The organism is uncultured Desulfovibrio sp., from assembly GCF_944324935.1.
GTDB lineage: Bacteria > Desulfobacterota > Desulfovibrionia > Desulfovibrionales > Desulfovibrionaceae > Desulfovibrio.
In genome coordinates, this window is record NZ_CALUYG010000025.1 from 23,926 (window position 1) to 41,678 (window position 17,753).

Annotated in this window: 12 protein-coding genes; 7 read left to right on the forward strand and 5 right to left on the reverse strand. The window is 65.3% G+C overall.

Annotated features, from left to right (window positions below):
- Positions 1–178: 178 nt before the first annotated feature.
- Complete coding sequence (gene lepA / locus Q0J54_RS07390; RefSeq protein ID WP_296304823.1) at positions 179–1,984, reverse strand: translation elongation factor 4; 1,806 nt, start codon at positions 1,982–1,984, stop codon at positions 179–181.
- Positions 1,985–2,210: 226 nt separating this feature from the next.
- Here lepA and Q0J54_RS07395 point away from each other — a divergent pair, with 226 nt between their 5' ends.
- Positions 2,211–3,134, forward strand: a complete 924-nt coding sequence (locus Q0J54_RS07395; protein WP_296304824.1) for a restriction endonuclease — start codon at positions 2,211–2,213, stop codon at positions 3,132–3,134.
- A 581-nt stretch (positions 3,135–3,715) separates the two neighbouring features.
- Here Q0J54_RS07395 and icd read toward each other — a convergent pair.
- Positions 3,716–4,855 (reverse strand): NADP-dependent isocitrate dehydrogenase, encoded by a 1,140-nt coding sequence (gene icd, locus Q0J54_RS07400; RefSeq protein ID WP_296304825.1) that lies wholly within the window; start codon positions 4,853–4,855, stop codon positions 3,716–3,718.
- Between the two features lie 41 nt (positions 4,856–4,896).
- Positions 4,897–6,723, reverse strand: a complete 1,827-nt coding sequence (locus tag Q0J54_RS07405; protein WP_296304826.1) for a cache domain-containing protein — start codon at positions 6,721–6,723, stop codon at positions 4,897–4,899.
- Positions 6,724–6,921: 198 nt separating this feature from the next.
- Between Q0J54_RS07405 and Q0J54_RS07410 the strand changes: the two genes are divergently transcribed.
- From Q0J54_RS07410 to Q0J54_RS07430, 5 genes are all read left to right on the forward strand, one after another.
- Complete coding sequence (locus Q0J54_RS07410) at positions 6,922–9,084, forward strand: ribonuclease catalytic domain-containing protein (protein ID WP_296304827.1); 2,163 nt, start codon at positions 6,922–6,924, stop codon at positions 9,082–9,084.
- Positions 9,081–9,674, forward strand: coding sequence for a glycerol-3-phosphate 1-O-acyltransferase PlsY (plsY, locus tag Q0J54_RS07415; protein ID WP_296304828.1), 594 nt, complete (start codon positions 9,081–9,083; stop codon positions 9,672–9,674). Before Q0J54_RS07410 ends, plsY begins: the two co-directional genes overlap by 4 nt.
- A 292-nt stretch (positions 9,675–9,966) precedes the next feature.
- The gene (locus tag Q0J54_RS07420) at positions 9,967–11,412 is read left to right on the forward strand and encodes a threonine synthase (RefSeq protein ID WP_296304829.1); all 1,446 of its coding nucleotides are present in this window, start codon (positions 9,967–9,969) and stop codon (positions 11,410–11,412) included.
- 125 nt (positions 11,413–11,537) lie between these two features.
- A complete protein-coding gene (locus Q0J54_RS07425; protein ID WP_296304830.1) occupies positions 11,538–11,786 on the forward strand; it encodes a hypothetical protein in 249 nt (82 codons plus the stop codon).
- A 290-nt stretch (positions 11,787–12,076) separates the two neighbouring features.
- Complete coding sequence (locus Q0J54_RS07430; RefSeq protein ID WP_296304831.1) at positions 12,077–13,075, forward strand: TRAP transporter substrate-binding protein; 999 nt, start codon at positions 12,077–12,079, stop codon at positions 13,073–13,075.
- Between the two features lie 97 nt (positions 13,076–13,172).
- On the opposite strand, the gene Q0J54_RS07435 is transcribed toward Q0J54_RS07430, so the two are convergent.
- Together Q0J54_RS07435 and mtnA are read right to left on the reverse strand one after the other, a co-directional pair.
- Positions 13,173–15,101 (reverse strand): TIGR04326 family surface carbohydrate biosynthesis protein, encoded by a 1,929-nt coding sequence (locus tag Q0J54_RS07435; protein WP_296304832.1) that lies wholly within the window; start codon positions 15,099–15,101, stop codon positions 13,173–13,175.
- A gap of 28 nt (positions 15,102–15,129) precedes the next feature.
- On the reverse strand, positions 15,130–16,173 hold the full coding sequence (gene mtnA, locus Q0J54_RS07440) for an S-methyl-5-thioribose-1-phosphate isomerase (protein ID WP_296304833.1): 1,044 nt from the start codon (positions 16,171–16,173) through the stop codon (positions 15,130–15,132).
- A gap of 207 nt (positions 16,174–16,380) precedes the next feature.
- Here mtnA and Q0J54_RS07445 point away from each other — a divergent pair, with 207 nt between their 5' ends.
- The gene (locus Q0J54_RS07445; protein ID WP_296304834.1) at positions 16,381–17,697 is read left to right on the forward strand and encodes a homoserine dehydrogenase; all 1,317 of its coding nucleotides are present in this window, start codon (positions 16,381–16,383) and stop codon (positions 17,695–17,697) included.
- Positions 17,698–17,753: the final 56 nt, after the last annotated feature.

Genomic DNA, 17,753 nt, shown 5'->3' on the forward strand with positions numbered 1-17,753 from the left:
TTTCAAAGGCAAAGAACTCTTTCCGCCGGCCCATCCCGCATTGCAGAGAGAATCTCCCCCCACGCGACCGCCGCACGGCCGGCCCCTGCCTGTAGCGTCGACTTATCCGGCAGGAAACAAAGGACGTCCGGCGGCGGATAAAAAAATGCCCCGTAAGGGGCAAAGGAAAAACGGAGACCTATTCGTCCCCCACCTTGAGCGCGGCGAGGAAGGCCTCCTGCGGCAGCTCCACATTGCCCATGCGCTTCATGCGCTTCTTGCCTTCCTTCTGCTTTTCCAGCAGCTTACGCTTGCGGGTGATGTCGCCGCCGTAGCACTTGGCAGTCACGTCCTTGCGGAAGGCGGAGACCGTCTCGCGGGCGATGATCTTCTGGCCGATGGCCGCCTGGATGGCCACCTGGAAAAGCTGACGCGGGATGGTGCGCTTGAGCTTGAGGGCCAGCGCCCGCCCGTAGGGATAGGCGCGGTCCCGGTGTACGATGACGGCCAGCGCGTCCACCGGCTCGCCGTTGAGCATGATGTCCAGCTTGACGAGGTCGGAGGCCCGGTAGTCTATGGGCTGATAATCCATGCTGGCGTACCCGCGCGTGGCGGACTTGAGCCGGTCGAAGAAGTCGTAGACGATCTCCGCGAAGGGCAGCTCATAGGTCACCACAACGCGGTTGGCGGCCAGATAGTGGAGATTTTTCTGTGTGCCGCGCTTTTCCTCGCAGAGTTTCATAACATTGCCCACATATTCGTTGGGCACATGAATGTCCATATTCACATAGGGCTCATAGAGGGTGCGGATCTTGGTCGGGTCGGGCAGATGGCTGGGGTTGTCGATCTCCAGCGTCTTGCCGTCGTTGGTCTCCACCTTGTAGATGACCGAGGGAGCGGTGGCGATGAGGTTCACTTCGAACTCGCGTTCCAGCCGTTCCTGGATGATCTCCATGTGCAGCAGGCCGAGGAAGCCGCAGCGGAAGCCGAAGCCCAGCGCCTGCGAGGTCTCCGGCTCGAAACTGAAGGCCGCATCGTTGAGCTGGAGCTTTTCCAGCGCGGCCTTGAGGTTCTCGTAATCGTCGGAATCGGAGGGATAGAGCCCGCAGAAGACCATAGGCTTCACCTCCTTGAAGCCCGGCACGGGCTCCTCCGCCGGATGGGCGGCCAGGGTGATGGTGTCGCCCACGCGCGCGTCCCCCAGCTCCTTGATGGAGCCGCAGAGGAAGCCCACCTCCCCGGCATGCAGCTCCGGCACGTCGGTGGATTCCGGCTGGAAGACGCCCAGCCGCAGCACCTCGTACTCCTTGCCCGTGCTCATAAGGCGGATGCGGTCGCCCAGCTTCACCGCGCCGTCCACGATGCGGAAAAGCACCACCACGCCCTGATAGCTGTCATACCACGAGTCGAAGATCAGCGCCTTGAGCGGCCCGTCCTCCCTGCCCTGCGGCGCGGGCAGACGGCGCACGATGGCTTCCAGCACTTCGGGCACGCCCATGCCGGTCTTGGCGGACACGGGCAGAGCCTCGGAGCAGTCCAGCCCGATGGCTTCCTCGATCTCGGCCTTGACGCGGTCCACCTCGGCGCTGGGCAGGTCGATCTTGTTGAGTACCGGCACGATCTCATGGTCATGGTCCAGCGCAAGATAGACGTTGGCCAGGGTCTGCGCCTCCACGCCCTGTGTGGCGTCCACCACGAGCAGCGCGCCTTCGCAGGCGGCCAGCGAACGCGAGACCTCGTAATTGAAGTCCACATGGCCGGGAGTGTCGATGAGGTTGAGCTCGTACTCCTGCCCGTCCGCCGCCACATAGGGGATGCGTACGGTCTGCGCCTTGATGGTGATGCCGCGCTCCCGCTCCAGATCCATCTTGTCCAGATACTGCTGGCGCGCCTCCCGCTGACTGACCACCCTGGTCAGCTCAAGGATGCGGTCGGCAAGGGTGGATTTGCCGTGGTCGATATGGGCGATGATGCAGAAGTTGCGGATAAATTCCTGCTTGGGCATGGTCGTCGAACTCGCTGGAGGTTAAAGACATGACTGGGAGAAGACCCGATGTCGCAAAGTCTTTTTTTATATCCCGAACAGCGGCAAAAGTCCACATTGCCGGGCCGGCGGCAGGCAGGGCGCGGAACAGTCTGCCGCCGGCGCGCATCCGCTGTTGACAGTTCGCCGTATTGCTGCTCTGGTAAATAAATCATTACCTTTCGCACGAAGCAGACAGGAACCCAACATGAGCATCCCCAAATACAATGAGCTGTACAGGCCGCTCCTGGAATGCATCAGGGACGGACGACCTCGCACGACGGCGGAACTTGAAGAAGGACTGGCCAAACGATTTTCCCTGACCGACGCGGAACGGCAGGAGCGCCTTGCAGGTGGCACATTGACGTTTTGCGGCAGAATCGGCTGGGCGCGCACCTATCTCAAGAAGGCGGGGCTTGTAACTTCACCCAAACGCGGGACCGTGCAGATCACGCCGGAGGGCAAGGCCGCCGTGGATGACGACGGGCTGCATATCGACAACGCCTATCTTGCCACCTTCCCCTCCTTTGCGGAATTCCAGAAAGGCGGACAAGCCGCCACCAGCGCGGGAACCGCCCCCACCGCCGCAACGGATGATGAGGACAGCCCACAGGACAGCCTCGACAGAGCCTATGCCCGCATACGGCAAACCCTTGTGGAAGACGTCCTGGCGGAGATCATGCGGCAACCGCCCGTGTTCTTCGAGCAACTCGTGGTGCGCCTGCTCCAGGTCATGGGGTACGGAGGTTCTCTGGAAAATGCGGGGATCGTCACCCGCGCATCGGGCGATGAGGGTATTGACGGCATCGTCAAACAGGACAAGCTCGGCTTTGATCAAATCTCTATCCAGGCCAAGCGCTGGGATACCTCGGCCAGTGTCGGCCGACCGGACATCCAGAAATTCGTGGGCGCCCTTGCCGGGCAGGGAGCCACACGCGGCCTCTTTGTGACCACCGCCAGATTTTCCGAAGAGGCGTACGCCTATGCCCGCAAGCAGCACACCACAAAAATCGTGCTTGTGGACGGACAGACGCTGGCAGGACTTATGATCGATCACAATCTGGGGGTGACGCCCATAGCCCGTTACGAAATCAAGCGTATCGATTCGGATTTCTTTGCCGATACGGAATGAAATGCGGCGTCGCCGTAAGCCCTATAAAAAAATCTGACATGCCGATAAGATAGATACATGTTGTATGCAGGAGGATACGCACGGCGGGGATCACCTCGCCAGACATGACCGATCTGAGAACAGATGCGGGCCGGGCAGCGGATGCGGAGAGCGCCTCCCCCCCCGCCGGCCGGTCGCACGGGCAATGGCCGTCAGCCCCGGCCCGGAGAGCTCGCGACAGAGCGGACGACCGGACAGAGCACGAACCGTGTGGCGGAACTGTCGGACGCCGCCGTGGACGGCCTCCCTGATCAGGCCATGCGTACGGAAGTGCCCTCTCTGCTCCACCTGACCGGCTGACGCATTTCTGCGCCGCCTTCCCGGCCGCGGGCACGCCCCCTTCCTCCTGCGGAAACGGGAAAACGGGTGCTGTACGCCCGGCTCATGCCCCGTCTCCGCCCTGTCCAGACAGACTCCGCCTGCACAAACAGGGGGAACGCCCCTGACGAGACATCCCCCCTGCCGTTTGAATCGCTTGCGTCTCCCGTCTTTCCGGGAACGCATCTTCTCGACGCACCGCGTCTGGGGGCGTCGCTATGGCCCTACAGGGCCGCGCCGATGATCTCCCCGAACTCGCGGCAGCCCACCTCGCGGGAGCCGCTGACCTGATCGGCAAGGTCCACGGTGACGGCGCGTCCGGCAATGGCCTTGCTCATGGCCGAACGGATGCGCTCCGCCGCCGCCGCATAGCCCATATGCTCCAGCATGAGCGCCCCGCAGAGGATGACGCTGCCGGGATTGGCCTTGTCCTGCCCGGCGATGGTGGGCGCCGTGCCGTGCGTGGCCTCGAAGAAGGCCAGGGAGTCGGACATGTTCACGCCCGGCGCAAGACCGAGCCCCCCCACCTGCGCGGCCAGCGCGTCGGAGAGATAATCCCCGTTGAGGTTGGGCGTGGCGATGACGTGATACTGTTCGGGATGGAGGAGCGCCTCCTGGAACATGGCGTCGGCGATGCGGTCCTTGACCACCAGCCGGCCGGGCACGGCTTCCTTTTCCGTGCAGGTCCGTTCGCCGAATTCGCGCGTCGCCACATCATAGCCCCACTGGCGGAAGCCGCCCTCGGTGAACTTCATAATGTTGCCCTTGTGCACCAGCGTCAGGGAGGGCTGGCCGGTATCCAGCGCGTAGCGCAGGGCGCGCCGCACGAGGCGCTCCGAACCAAAGGCGCTCATGGGCTTGATGCCCACCGCGGCGTCCTCGCGGATCTTGCCCACGCCGAACTCGTCACGCAGAAAGGCGATGAGCTTTTTCGCTTCCGGGGTCTCGGCGGCGTATTCGATGCCGGCGTACACATCTTCCGTATTTTCCCGGAAGATGGTCATATTGACCTTTTCAGGATGCTTGACCGGCGTTTCCAGCCCGCTGAAATGCCGGATGGGCCGGATGCAGGCGTACAGGTCCAGCGTCTGCCGCAGGGTGACGTTGAGGCTGCGGCGGCCCGTGCCCACGGGCGTGCCCAGCGGGCCCTTGATGGCCACGGCGGCCCCGCGCAGGGCCTCCAGCGTGGCCTCGGGCAGGGGGCTGCCCGTTTCGGCCTCGGCCTTTTCCCCGGCCAGCAGCTCCACCCAGTCGATCCTGTCCTCGGACTCGCGGGCCAGCGCCGCGTCGATGACGGGCCGGGCCGCCTGCCAGATCTCCTTGCCGATGCCGTCGCCTTCTATCCAGTAAACCGTTTTTTTCATCTGTCTTTTCTCCACTTGTTCGCAACCACCGCCCGGCGGGCTTATTCCTCGTCTTCGGAGTGCACTTCCTGCTTGAGGGCCTGGGCCCGCTGCAGGAGCTGTTCCAACTGGATGTCCGCACCCAGCACGCCCACGATGTCATCCTTGGCATTGGTGACGGCGCAGGAAACGGTGATGACCAGCTTGCCCGTGAACTGGGACTGGTACACGTCCATGATGTGCAGGTCCCCGGTCTGCATGGGCATCTTGAACCACTCGCGCTGCGAGAAGTCATAGCCGATGGGCAGGGCCTTGTAACGCTCCTTGTAGGCCGGGTCGATGATGGTGGAGCACTTGAGCTTGCCCTCGGTGTCCGTCAGATAAAGATACTGGATGAAGGGGAATTCCCGCGTGAAGGCATCCAGACGGGCGCAGGCGTGCTGGCCGAAGTCCTGAAGCTCCGGCTGCCGTGAGAGGCGGATGATGAGGTGGGCCGCCAGCTCGCCCGCCAGCTGCTTCATGTGGTCGAATTCGGTCACGAAGAGCTCGGGCATGAACTTCTGGGCCAGCGCCTCCATCTCGTCGTGGGACATGCTGGTGGTGCGGCCGTTCTCGTACAGGGCCACGATGGCGTCGTAGATGCGGCCCACGGCGGGGTGCTTCTTGGAGACCTGCTTTTCCGGGGGCAGACGCAGATTGACGTTGAGCCAGTAGGCCACGCCCGCGCGCCCGGTCTTGTCGGTGATGATGATGGGCACGGGCCGGCCCAGCAGGCGCGTGGTGTCGAAGATGTTGTAGATCTCTTCGTTCTTGGCCAGGCCGTCGGCATGCACGCCCGCGCTGGTGGCGTTGAAGTCGCGCCCCACGAAAGGATAGTTGTAGGGGATGCGGTAATTGAGCTCCTTCTCGAAGAACTCGGCCACTTCGGCAAGGATGGTGGTGTCGGCGGCGGCATCGTCCCCGGTGAGGGAGATGTATTCCACGAGCAGTGCTTCCAGCGGCGTATTGCCCGTGCGCTCGCCAAAACCGAAGAGCGTGCTGTTGACCGCGCCGCAGCCGTAGAGCCAGGCCGTCACGCCGTTGACGAGCACCTTGTGGAAGTCGTTGTGGCCGTGCCATTCCAGCCACTGGCCCGGCACGCCCGCCTCATCGGTAAAGGCGCGGACGATGCGCTGCACCGAGCGCGGCAGGCCGGCTCCGGGGTAGGGCACGCCGTAGCCCATGGTGTCGCAAAGGCGGATCTTCACCGGCATGCCGCTCTGATGGGAGAGCTCCATGAGCCGCTGGGCCAGCGGCAGGCAGAATCCGTAGATGTCGGCCCGGGTCACGTCCTCGAAATGGCAGCGCGGGATGATGCCCCATTCCAGCGCCTGTTCGGCGAGCCCCACATACATATCCAGCGCCTGCTGGCGGGTCTTGCCGAGTTTCAGGAAGATGTGGTAGTCCGACACGCTGGTCAGCATGCCGGTCTCGTCGAAATCCATGTCGCGGGCCAGCTTGAGGTCTTCCTTGTTGGCCCGGATCCAGGCCGTCACCCGCGGGAAGCGGTAGCCGCGCGCCCGACAGACGTCGATGCACTTGCGGTCCTTGGCCGAGTAAAGAAAGAATTCCGAAGCCGTGATGAGCCCGCTCTTGCCGCCGAGACGGTGCAGGAAGTCGAACATCTTCGCTACCTGCTTGACCGTATACGGCGGACGGGCCTGCTGGCCGTCACGGAAGGTCGTATCGGTGATGCGCATCTGCTCGGCCGGTCGCGGCGCAAGCAGCACGTCGTCAAAGGCGGTACGGCAAATGCTCGTATAGGGAAAGAGATCCCGGTAGAGCTGCGGGTGCTCCACATCCTGCAACGGAAGCGGGCGATTGCCGCTGGTCTGATAGATGATGCTCATGGCCATCCTCTGCCCCCGTGGGGGCGGCTGCAATAATAAGGTATCCAGCATAGCCGCTTCCTTTCGTGGCGTAAAGTCGTCCGCATCCCCTCGTCGGCGGCGGGGCTTGCCAGATTGGCAAAAATGCCCGATTATGAGCAGTTGGAGCGACGGAAAAAATGTGCCGCGCAGCGAGCGCGCGACGTGAGGGGAGGTTCTATGTCCGCGTGTGTGCAGTATCCCGGCCCGGGCTGTATTGTGGAATTTCTGGAGGGCAATGCCGTCCATCTGGCCCTCGTCACCGAGGAGGGGGGAGGCAAGGTCCGCCTCCTCCTGCCCAATCGCCGCGAAACGCGCCTGGGGACATCACGCCTGCTGCCCTGGGCCGGGCCGCAGCTGCCGGGCCCCCTGCCCGGACGAGAGGAAGCCGTCCGCCTTCTGGAGGAATGCCGCAAGCGCCGCGAGGCGCTGGCCGCCGAGGTCCCGGTGGCCGACCTCTGGGAGATGGCCCAGGGAGAGCTGGCCGAAGCCCCCGCCCAGTGGTTCGCCGAACTCTCCGGCAGCGATCCCGACGTGGACAGCATCGCGGCCCACGGCCGGGCCCTGCTGACCTGCAAGAGCCATTTCCGCTTCCAGCCGCCCGTCTTCCAGATCTTCGATGCCGAGACCGTGGAACGACGGCTGCACGAGCAGCAGGAACGCGAAGAGCGCGAGGCGCTCACCGTGGGCGGCGCGACCTTCTTCCGCCTGCTCTGGGATGTGGCCTGCAAAAAGCGTCCGCTGCCTCCGCCCCCCGATGCCGAAGGGCACGGCGGCTCGCCGGAATGGCCCGCGCCGGAGGTGGCCCGCCGCCTGCGCAAGCTGCTCTTCGACTGCATGGCCGACCCGGACAATCAGGAGCACGACACCCTCTGGCGCATGCTGACCAAGGGCCTGCCCGATGTGCCGCACCTGCCCGTCCAGCTGCTCATGGCCTGGGGCGAAGTGCCGCCGCATTACAATTTCTGGTTCGACCGCGCCGGTTACGAGCCCGGCGATCAGTGGTGGACGGCCTGGGCGGACGAGGTGGCGGCCTGCGTACGCCAAAGCCGCGAAATGCCGCTGGAACGCTGCGACCTGCCCTTCATCAGCATCGACAGCGCCAGCACCCGCGACGTTGACGACGCCTTTTATCTGGAAGGCACGCCGGACGGCGGCTTCCTGCTGACGCTGGCCCTGGCCTGCCCGGCCCTGAGCTGGCCCTTCGGCTCCCCGCTGGACAAGGCCGTGCTGCGGCGCGGCACCAGCATCTATCTGCCTGAGGGCAACTGTCATATGCTGCCCGAGACCCTGGGCACGAACGACTTTTCCCTGCGGGCGGGCGAGGACAGGCCCGCCTTCTGCGTGCGCGTGGCCGTGGATGCGGAGGGCAACGCCGCTCCCTGCGAAGTCTTCACCGCCCGTGTGCGACTGGCCGCCAACCTCACCTATCAGGACGCACAGGCCGTCCTTGACGCCCGCCGGACGGACGCCCCTCTGCCGGACAACCCGGCCGCGACCTTTGCCGGGGAGCTCGTGCTGGCCCATGCCTTCGAGCGTGCCCGGCAGACGGCCCGCATCCGGGACGGGGCCGTGGTCATGGATCGCCCGGAACCGGTTATCCGGCTTGAGGGCGAAGGCGCACAGACCATCGTGCATCTGGAGCCCGGCGAAGTCTGCCCGGACAGCCAGTCCGCCGTGGCGGAGATGATGATCCTTGCCTCCGCCGCCGTGGCCGACTGGGCCGCCGCCCGGGACCTTCCCCTGCTGCACCGCACGCAGGACGTCGTCCTGCCGCGCGACTACGCCGGCGTCTGGACGCGCCCGGAAGACATGACCCGCGTCATGCGCGCGCTGGCCCCCTCCTCACTGGAGGTGCAGGCCCGCCCCCATGCGGCCCTCGGGCTGCCCCGTTACGCGCCCGTCACCTCCCCCCTGCGGCGCTATCCCGATCTGGTGAACGAAGCGCAGATCGTCCATTATTTGCAGCACGGCGTCCCCCGCTGGACGGCCGACGCCCTGGCGGAGCTGCTGGTCAGACTCAATGCGGCCCTGGAAGCCGCCGGACAGATACAGCGTTTCCGGCCCCGCTACTGGAAGCTGCTCTTCTTCCGGCAGCAGGGCGACAAGGTCTGGTGGCCCGGCGTCATCACCGAGGAGAATGACGCCTTCGCCAGCGTCAGCCTGCCGGATCAGGGGATCTTCCTGCGCGGCAAGCGGCGGCAGTTCGACGAACGCGCCTGCCCCGGCACGGCCGTGGAGGTACGCATCGGCCGGGTCAATCCGCTGTACAATGAAATCATGCTGCTGGAAGCGCGTACTGCCGACTGCCGGCCCGCGCCCTACGAGGAGATGCCTTCATGACGGAAATCTTTTGTCTTGCGCTTGCCTATGTGGCCGGCTCCGTCCCCTGGGGACTGGTCATCGCCCGCGTCTTCTGCGGGGTCGATCCCCGGCGGGACGGCAGCGGCAATACCGGGGCCACCAATGTTGCCCGCCTCTGCGGCTTCGGCTGGGGGGTGCTTACCCTTGCCTGCGACCTGGGCAAGGGGGCCCTGCCCGTCTGTCTGGCCCTGCACTGGGGCCTTTCCCCGTTCTGGGTGAGCCTTGTGGCGCTGGCCGCCGTGCTGGGGCATGTCTTTTCCTGCTTCATGCGTTTTCGCGGCGGCAAGGCCGTGGCCACGAGCATCGGCATCTTCCTGCCGCTGGCCTTCTGGCCCCTGTTCGGGGCCTGCCTGCTCTGCGTGCTGGTCATCTGGCGCAGCGGCTACGTTTCCCTGGGGTCGCTGACCCTGGTCAGCGCGCTCGTGCTGGGCCTGCTCTTCTGCGGTCAGTGGACCTGGCTGCCGCTCAGCCTCTGCATCTGGGCCCTCGTGGTCTGGAAACATCGGGAGAACATTGCCCGCCTGCGCTCCGGGACGGAAAAAAGCTGGCAGAAGAAACGCCAGAACTGATCCCGCCGAAAGGGCACATCCCTGAAAGAAGAGGAAAAGGGGGGCCGTTTTGCGGAGCGCTCCCCTTTTCCCCTTTGCACCCTTCCCTTCCTCAACGACCCGGGCCCGGCGTCGGGCGGCGTGGGCCGGCAGGAGCCCGCGCCTCCGCCGGCGACAGGAAGGCGGCGCATGCCGTCGCCATGACGACATGGGAACCGAAAAAGCCCGTCGGCCGCCGCCTCGACAAACGCGCGCCGACGGGCTACATTTTCTCCGCCGTTTCCCGGCAGTTTTTCGGCACAAGGAGCCCTTTGTGAACAACAGCGACTTTCCCGCCTATCGCGGACACATGGAATATGTCTGCCTGTCCTGCGGACAGCGCTATCCCGCGGACAGCCTTCTTTACACCTGTCCGCAGTGCGGCGGCGTCTTCCTTCTGGAGAATACGGATTTTGCCCATTTGCGTACCACGGACGGCCCCACCTGGCGCAAGCGCTTCGACAGCCGGGCCGCCGCCCGCAGTACGGCCCTGCGCGGCATCTTCCGCTATTATGAACTGATGGCCCCGCTCATGGACGAGGAGGACATCGTCTACCTCGGCGAAGGGATCACCCCCATCGTTGAGGCCGCCGCCCCGCTGCGGGATGCGGTGGGCGTCCCCTTTGCCTACAAGAATGACGGCCAGAACCCCAGCGCCTCCTTCAAGGACCGCGGCATGGCCTGCGCCTTCAGCTACCTGAAATGGCTCTGCCGCCGCCACGACTGGGACGAGGTGCTCACCGTCTGCGCGTCCACGGGGGACACGTCCGCCGCTGCCGCGCTCTACGCCGCCTATGTGGGCGCGCCGCTCAAGAGCGTCGTGCTGCTGCCGCACGGCAAGGTGACGCCGCAGCAGCTTTCCCAGCCGCTGGGCAGCGGCGCCACCGTGCTGGAACTGCCCGGCGTGTTCGACGACTGCATGAAGGTGGTGGAGCTGCTGGCCGAGAACTACCGCGTGGCCCTGCTCAACTCCAAGAACAGCTGGCGCATCCTCGGGCAGGAATCCTATGCCTATGAGGTGGCCCAGTGGTACAGCTGGGACGTGGACGGGCTCTGCCTCTTCGTGCCCGTCGGCAATGCGGGCAACATCACGGCCGTCATGTCCGGTTTCCTCAAGATGTATGATCTGGGCATCATCACGAGCCTGCCGCGCATCTTCGGCGTGCAGTCCAGCCATGCCGACCCGGTCTACCGCTACTATGCCGCGCCGGAAGGCGAGCGCGTCTGGCAGCCGGTGACTGTCCGTCCCAGCGTGGCGCAGGCGGCCATGATCGGCAATCCGGTCTCCATGCCGCGCGTACGGCGTCTGGCGGAGCGCTTCGTGGAGGCCGGCGGCGAGCGGGCCTTCCAGGTGGTGCAGGTCACGGAACAGCAGATCATGGACGCCATGATCGAGGCCAACCGCCACGGCCACATCGCCTGCACCCAGGGCGGCGAGTGTCTGGCCGGGCTGCGCAATGCCCGGACGCTGGGCCTTGTGGGCGACAACGAGCATGCGGTGCTGGACGCCACGGCGCATGCGCTCAAGTTCTCCGGCTTTCAGGATATGTACTTTACCGACGCCTTCCCGCCCGCCTATGAAGTGCGGCCGGACGTGCGCCTGGCCAACGCCCCCGAACTCCTGTTGCCGCAGGAAGCCCGCGAGGGGCGGGATGTGGCCGAGTTCGCCCGTCTCGGGGCCGAGGCCGTGGTGCGGCGGCTGGGCCTGGCCCGGCGCTGAGGCGCGACGGCCGCGGCGCTCGTACGACGCACAGTTCCCCTTTCGCCCGCGACGGCGGGCACAGGCGGGAACCGCCACGGCGCACCGCCGCTTTTGCGGTACGCCATCTGGACAAGGAGGTCATCATGGCGACGGAAAATGAACGACCGCTGCTGCCCGCCCCTGTCAGGCAGGCACGCGCCGATCGACCCGCTTCGGCCATGAAGCTCGCCGATGCGGACAAGGATTTCGAAACCTGGCGCAAGAGCCTCAAGGGCCGGGACGCCCTGCGGGCCAACGTCTGGGATACCCTGGAGCGGGGCGCCTGCCGCACCGGCAGGGAACAGTCGGACATCATCATGCAGACGCTCAGGCAGTTTCAGCAGGAAAAATAGCGTCCGGGGCCGGCCCTGGACCTCTCACGCCCCTCTCCCCTCGCGGAGAGGGGCTTTTTTTGGGGCAGCGCTCAGCAGGCAGCCAGCATACAATATACCGGAATCATGCAATTTTTTTTCACAAATCATTTTTCATAAAATATTTCATAATAATTGACATAAAATATGCACGCTGCTATGCTCCAGTAAACAGCATACGACATGGCAATGATCCTGCCCCGAAATCCAGGATGATCCCTCTAGGAAAATGCGCGCGTTCCTGTTCACCTTTGCTACCAAGGAGTACCTGTATGCGACGTTCATTCCTTATCTGTTGTCTGTTGGCCGTGGGACTGCTGCTGCCCGGCAGCGCCCTTGGCGTGGAATCCATCAGCCTCAAGATCGGCATCGGGGATCCCCTCACGGCGGATGCCGGAGAGCTGGGGCGCAAATTCAAGGAACTGGTGGAAAAACGGACCGGCGGCAAGGTGCGCGTCACGCTCTACCCCAACTGCGAGCTGGGCGACGAGACCGAAATGCTGCACAATGTGCGCCGGGGCGTGCTGGACATGACCTGCGTGGGTGTGGGCAACATCACGCCCTTCTCGCAGGGCCTGGGCGTGGTGACCTTCCCTTATCTCTTTGAAAATGACGAGATGGTGGTGCGCGGCACGACCGGCCCCGCCATGGACATGCTCAACAAGCTGACCATCAAGCAGGCCGGCCTGCGTATCCTGGCCTTCAGTTATACCTCATTCCGCCATCTTACCAATTCCAAGCGGCCTGTGGAAACGCTGGACGACATCCGGGGCATGAAGATCCGCGTGCCCAGCAACAAGGTCTTCATCGAGACCTACAAGGCCTGGGGCGCCAGCCCCGTGCCCATGGCCTGGTCCGAAACCTTCACCGCCCTGCAACAGGGCGTGCTCGACGGCCAGTGCAACCCCTATGTGGTCAACCACAGCAAGAAGTTCGAGGAGATCCAGTCCTACCTTACGGAATTGCACTATACCTACTCGCTCCAGCCGCTGGTCATCGGCGAGCGCCATTTCAAGAAGTTTTCCCCGGAATTGCAGGCCATCCTGACTGAAGCGGGCCTGGAAGCACAGGCGCATGTGCTCGTCTGGCAGAACGAACACAGCGACGAAGCCAAGAAGGCCATGCAGGACGCAGGCGTCAAGATCTCCACCCTCAAGGATGAGGACAAGTGGCGCGAGATCGCCATGAAAAAGGTCTGGCCGACCCTTTATGATGTCGTGGGCGGACGCAAGCTCGTGGATGACTACCTCAAGCTGTTGCGTGAAAAGTAAGCCATGAAAAAGGTCGCGGGGGCTCCACAGCCCCCGCGACCGCTCATTTTCCACGGGCAGGCCACGGCTTTTCGGCCGACGCCCGCCCGCAGCACGTTCACGCCTGCTTGCCGTCGAGGAGCGCATGCCAGCGCGGCAGGGCCTCGTTCAGCTCCAGATAGTCGGCGGGCAAATGCACCACATGCGGCTCCGCCAGCCCGGCCCGGACATCCTCCAGCGAGCCCGTGCGCCGCAGGCCCGGCACGTCCTGCAACGGGCAGAGATCAAAGTCGTCATTGGGCCACATGACCATGACCGGCAGCCCCAGCAGGGAGGCTTCCAGCGCCACGGTGGTGGAATTGGAGGCCCAGACCAGCGTCCCGGCCTGGAGCTCATCCTGGATCCTGCCGCTGGCCACGCGCACCTTGTCCATGCGGCTGCCCAGCAGCGAACGCAGCATGCCGTCCACGCTGAGGTAGGGATGCGGCTTGACGACGATCTCGTAGCCGTCCAGCAGGCCGGCGCTCATGGCCCGGGCCATGAGGGAGAGATGATCGCGCGTCTCGTCCTCGAAGAAGCTGGTCACCAGCAGCAGCCGATGTGGCGGCTTGCCGGTCTCTTCCACGGGCTGCCGTCCGGCAAGATAGAGGTAGCGCAGGGCTTCCACGATCCTGAGCCGGTCTTCGGGCAGGCCGTTTTCCCGCCACTGGCGAGCCGCGCCGGAACCGTTGGCGCACACGATGTCCGGCTGGAAAAGGTTGCAGTCCGGCGTTTCAAAGGTGCGGGGATCGTCGAAGTAGCGGAAGTCCGTGGGCCGGATGGTGGAATGCTGCGCCCCGAAGACCGGGCCGGAGCCGGTCAGGTCGCGGGCCTCGTGCGCCCCGTGGGTCAGCATGCGCTCCCAGGGGCAGTTCTCCAGCGGGAAGGCGTACCACTCCTGCATGCCCACCAGACGGATGTAGTTGCGGATGCCGCGGTATTGCAGGCAGCGTTCCAGCCCGCGCCAGCCGCGGAAGGATTCCACCCAGTCGCCTTCCAGATAATCCCAGAAGTTCATGCGCGAACCGGCAAAGCGGAAGGCCTGCCGCACATAGCGCTCCAGCCGGTAACTGCGGTAGCTCAGGCGGATATGCCGCCGCCAGGCCGCCACGAGGTCGCGGAAGGACAGGAACTCCTCAAGATAATGGAAGGACACGCCGTCGCGCTGTTCCTGCTGGAAACGCTTGCGTAGCCGGATGCAGTCCCGGAACTTGAGCTCCGGCGAAGGGAAGCGGACGAAGAGCCAGCGTATCCACGGCCGCTCCGGCGCGTCCGCCGACGGATTGAGCATGTCATGCAGCTTTTCCCAGTAGCGGGAGCGGAAGCGTCCGTCCTGGGCGGCGTTCATGTCGATGTTGGGAAAATAGGTGGCGATGGTGGCCGATCTGCCCGGCGCGGCGGGCAGGGTATAATTGCGGTTCTTCACCACATAGGGCAGGGCGCGGCGTACGTTCCACCACCAGTGGGCGTAGCGGGCCACCGTCCGCAACGCGGCCGGGCAGACGTCATAGATGCGCCGCAGCCGGGATTTCTCCCGCACGGGCGGCTGATTGGGATCGTGGAACTCCACGAACATGCGGCCCGTGGCGCGGCAGTAATTGGCCAGGGTATGCCGCAGCAGCGCGTCCCCGCCGGACAGCCGCAGGATGGTGTACTTACCTTCATCCAGCAGCTTTTCCAGCGCGCGCAGCTTGTAGACGTCATACAGACGGGGGCTCATCTTCGGGTGACGCTCGAACAGCAGGGAGCACCACCACATGGACAGCGATTCCCCCGCCTTGAGGTGGCTGTGGAGCTGCCAGCCGGAGATGGACATGCGCCCGAGGTCATAGGCCCAGCGCATGTGCTCGTCGCGGATGTCCCGGAGCTGGCTGTTCATAAGCGCAGGCAGGGAGAATTCCCCTTCCGGCACGTCCCAGCGGTTCCAGTGCGCCACGTCCGTCGGCGTTCCGTCCTGGAATTCCGGCGGCAGCGTGGTCTTTTCCACAAGCAGCGTCAATTCTTTCATGGACTCTCCTTTCTGAAAAGCGGCCCCCTCAGGCGGACAGCGCCGCCGCAAGGGACTTGGCATACGGCGGTTTGAGGATGCCCTTTTCCGTGATGATGCCGGTGATGAGTGCGGCCGGGGTCACGTCAAAGGCAAAATTGTAGACCGGTACCCCCTCGGGGCAGACCTGACGGCCGCCCAGGCAGCGCACCTCCTCCGCTGGGCGATCCTCGATGGGGATGCCCGTCCCGTCCGCCGTGGCAAGGTCGATGGTCGACAGCGGCGCGGCGACGTAAAAGGGGATGCCGAACTCCCGCGCCAGCAGGGCCACGCCGTAGGTGCCGATCTTGTTGGCGGTATCGCCGTTGGCGGCGATGCGGTCGGCCCCCACCACCACCACGTCCACCATGCCGCGGCTCATGAGCAGGGCGCAGGCGTTGTCGCAGGCCACGGTCACCTCGATGCCGTCCCGTTGCAGCTCCCAGGCCGTCAGGCGGGCTCCCTGCAGAAAGGGACGGGTCTCATCGGCGATGACCCGTACGCGCTTGCCGGCCTCGCATGCGCCGCGGATGACCCCCAGCGCCGTGCCGTAACCGGCCGTGGCCAGCGCCCCGGCATTGCAGTGGGTGAGCACGGTCTGACCGTCGCCGACGACCTCCGCCCCGGCCCGGCCGATGGCCCGGCACACGGCGATGTCCTCGGCCTGCATGGCAAGGGCCTCCTCCGTTATCCGGGCAAGCAGATCGGGCCTGGAGATGTCGCCGGCGGCCTGCCAGAGACGGCGGATGCGCTCCACCCCCCAGCGCAGATTGACGGCCGTGGGGCGCGCCGCGGCAAGACGCTCCAGCGCATGGGCATAGGCCGCGCGCCAGTCGCCGGCCCCGCCGTCCAGTACCTCCGCCAGAGCCAGCGCGGCCCCGAAACCCGCCGTCACGCCGATGGCCGGCGCGCCCCGCACCACCATGAGCTGGAGCGCCCGTACCACGTCATCCAGCGTACGGCACACGACCGTGCGCTCCTCCACAGGCAACAGGCGCTGATCCAGCAGACGCAGTTCGCAGCGGTCACGGTCAAAACAAATATGATCTTCCATCCTTCCCCCGGAAAACATGGCCCTGGCGGCGGGGACATCTTCCGTCTCCTCCGTCGTGTGCCGCAAGCATAGCCCAGAAGGCCGCGCTTGGCAAAGATGACTTTACAAGGCGACGCGCCGCTGCGTATGATGCGAGACCGGCAGCCCGGACCCCGCGTCCCAATCCTCGGCTGCCGGCTGACGGGCCCCGGGCCCTCTGGAGAACGTATGACGGAACAGTGCAACAAACCGCTGGTCATCGGCCTGGCCGGCTTCGGTACGGTAGGCGGCGGTCTGGCCCGCCTTCTGGAAGAGAACGCGGACATCATCCGCCGCCGCGGCGGCCGCGACATGGTGGTCAAGAAAGTGCTGGTGCGCCACGCCGGCAAGGCGCGTCAGGTGGCCCTGCCCGCCGGGGCGGAGCTCACCACCGACCCGGCCGCGCTGACGGACGATCCCGAGATCGATGTGCTCGTGGAGCTCATGGGCGGCATCGAGGCGGCGGGCAAGATCATCGACCGCGCACTGGACATGGGCAAGCATGTCGTGACCGCCAACAAGGCCCTGCTGGCCGAAAAGGGCCTTGCCCTGCTGGAAAAGGCCTGGAACAAGGGACGCATCCTGCGCTACGAGGCCAGCGTGGCCGGGGCCATCCCCGTGGTGGCGGCCCTCAAGGAAAGTCTGGCGGGCAACCGCATTTCCTCGCTGGTGGGCATCCTCAACGGCACGAGCAACTACATCCTCTCCGAAATGACGAGCAACGGGCTCGACTTCAGCGTGGCCCTCAAGCAGGCGCAGGAGCTGGGCTATGCCGAGGCCGACCCCACCCTGGACATCGACGGCCATGATGCCGCCCACAAGCTGACCATCCTCATCCAGCTCGCCTACGGCGCGTACTATCCCTTCACGGCCATGCCGGTACGCGGCATCCGCGGCCTTTCGGGCATGGACATTCGCCTGGCCCGCGAATTCGGCTACCGCATCAAGCTCATCGCCCAGGTGCGCGAATGCGAACATCAGCCGGGGCAGCCCCCGCGCCTTGAGGCCGGCGTCTTTCCGGCCCTCGTGCATCATACGTTGCTGCTGGCCCGCGTGGGCGGCGTCTACAATGCCGTGCGGGTGGAGAGCAACGCCGCGGGCTCGCTCTTCTTCCACGGGCGCGGCGCGGGCGATCTGCCCACCGCCGGCGCGGTGCTGGCCGATCTGGTGGCCGTGGCCCGCGACGAGCGCCCCAACAATGCCGGCTTTGCCGCGCCCCGGCCCGAAGCGGCCGCCGTGGTCCCGCCCGAGGAGTGGCGCTCCTGCTACTACGTCCGCCTCATGGTGGACGACGCCCCCGGCGTGCTGCGCGATCTGGCCGGCTGCATGGCCGACGAGGGCATCAGCCTCGCGCAGGTCATCCAGAAGTCCGACGAGGGCAACGGCGTGCCGCTGGTCTTTATGACCCATGAGACCACCGAAGAAGCCATGAGCCGCGCGCTCCAGCATACCCTCGACCGGGGCATGCTGCGTGAGCCTGCCGTCTACTTCCGGGTGGTCGGCTAGAGCCTGTTGACGCTATTTGCTGTTTGTTGGGGGGGGGGGGGGGGGGGGGGGGGCCG

Coding starts and splice junctions, on each gene's coding strand:
- lepA (WP_296304823.1), bottom strand. CDS start 1,984: ATGCCCAAGCAGGAATTTATCCGCAACTTCTGCATCATCGCCCATATC.
- Q0J54_RS07395 (WP_296304824.1), top strand. CDS start 2,211: ATGAGCATCCCCAAATACAATGAGCTGTACAGGCCGCTCCTGGAATGC.
- icd (WP_296304825.1), bottom strand. CDS start 4,855: ATGAAAAAAACGGTTTACTGGATAGAAGGCGACGGCATCGGCAAGGAG.
- Q0J54_RS07405 (WP_296304826.1), bottom strand. CDS start 6,723: ATGAGCATCATCTATCAGACCAGCGGCAATCGCCCGCTTCCGTTGCAG.
- Q0J54_RS07410 (WP_296304827.1), top strand. CDS start 6,922: ATGTCCGCGTGTGTGCAGTATCCCGGCCCGGGCTGTATTGTGGAATTT.
- plsY (WP_296304828.1), top strand. CDS start 9,081: ATGACGGAAATCTTTTGTCTTGCGCTTGCCTATGTGGCCGGCTCCGTC.
- Q0J54_RS07425 (WP_296304830.1), top strand. CDS start 11,538: ATGGCGACGGAAAATGAACGACCGCTGCTGCCCGCCCCTGTCAGGCAG.
- Q0J54_RS07430 (WP_296304831.1), top strand. CDS start 12,077: ATGCGACGTTCATTCCTTATCTGTTGTCTGTTGGCCGTGGGACTGCTG.
- Q0J54_RS07435 (WP_296304832.1), bottom strand. CDS start 15,101: ATGAAAGAATTGACGCTGCTTGTGGAAAAGACCACGCTGCCGCCGGAA.
- mtnA (WP_296304833.1), bottom strand. CDS start 16,173: ATGGAAGATCATATTTGTTTTGACCGTGACCGCTGCGAACTGCGTCTG.
- Q0J54_RS07445 (WP_296304834.1), top strand. CDS start 16,381: ATGACGGAACAGTGCAACAAACCGCTGGTCATCGGCCTGGCCGGCTTC.